We start from the raw sequence: 1,048 nt of genomic DNA, 5'->3' as shown, positions 1-1,048 counted from the left end.
CACCAGGGTTCAATAATGCCTAACAAGCTTAAAAACTTACATTCACTACGTTCATTCGGACGCGCAAAAAACGCGCGCCCGTTTTAAGGGCGTTAGGTGTGTCCTGCCTATTTAGCTAAACCAGTCGTTGATAAGAAGTGTTTCGTTGGTGCAAACTTTCTGGTGTGAGGCAGTCTAAAAAACTGGTTCATCGTTGTAAGTTAAGTATTTATATCGTTTTGGTCGAACAGCATTTTTATCACTAAACGAATTCTGATAGTCTGGCTTAATAAACGAAAGAAATGGTTTTGTTCTGTGGAGGCAAAAGGAAGTGCATCAAGTCATCGAAAAAGTCACACCACCTAACAAGGCGTCAAAGTTCACTCCGCCAACAAGTTGGCTCCGCGGGACGGCTGCTTCGCGCCGCCCCTTGGCTTAGCGTTAGAGGTATTGGGGGTAAGAAATGAGTAACGGCATAGCTATTAACTTAGAAAACAAATTTGCTTTCAATGAAGACTCGGTATTAATTTATACGACTCATGGTTGCAAAGTAATATTACAAGGAGATGTCGATGATGGCGATAACCATTATTTTATAATCTTAGAGTTTTTTGATGTTATAAGCGTAAGAAGTGCTGCCACTGATTGTACCCCTGCTTTTAATATAGATTCAAAAAAGGTAGGAGTTAGCTTTGTAGCTGAACTTACCAATTCGCAATGGGATGATGAGGCGCATCTATCCTATACATATACAGGTACCAAAAAAATTACTAATAGAAAGCACTTTGTTGTTACTAATCATGATGTTTTTCATGAGGTTTTAGGCAAAAGCTTTGTTGAACAGAAAATATCTAGAACATCCAAAGATTATCAAAATATTAGATTAATATATTTATATGCAAAAGCACAAATCCTCTAACAAGGCACAAAAGTACGCCTGCGGCGGGACGCTCATGACTTCGCGCCCCTTTGCTGGGCGTTAAGTTTGCTTTGATATCATGGCTTACGATTTCACTAAAATTCATAGGCAATGCGGTTGGCATAAACCAGCAGTGCTATCTAGCAAATA

At 39.5% G+C, this 1,048-nt stretch carries 1 protein-coding gene; it reads left to right on the top strand.

Annotated features, from left to right (window positions below; all coding sequences use genetic code 11):
- Window positions 1–442 precede the first annotated feature (442 nt).
- Window positions 443–898, top strand: coding sequence for a hypothetical protein (locus DFR28_RS19540; RefSeq protein ID WP_113956089.1), 456 nt, complete (start codon window positions 443–445; stop codon window positions 896–898).
- Window positions 899–1,048 lie beyond the last annotated feature (150 nt).

The sequence above is a fragment of the Arenicella xantha genome (genome assembly GCF_003315245.1).
GTDB lineage: Bacteria > Pseudomonadota > Gammaproteobacteria > Arenicellales > Arenicellaceae > Arenicella > Arenicella xantha.
The sequence above is the reverse complement of the archived record's forward strand: the minus strand, read 5'-3'. Positions and strand labels throughout refer to the sequence as shown.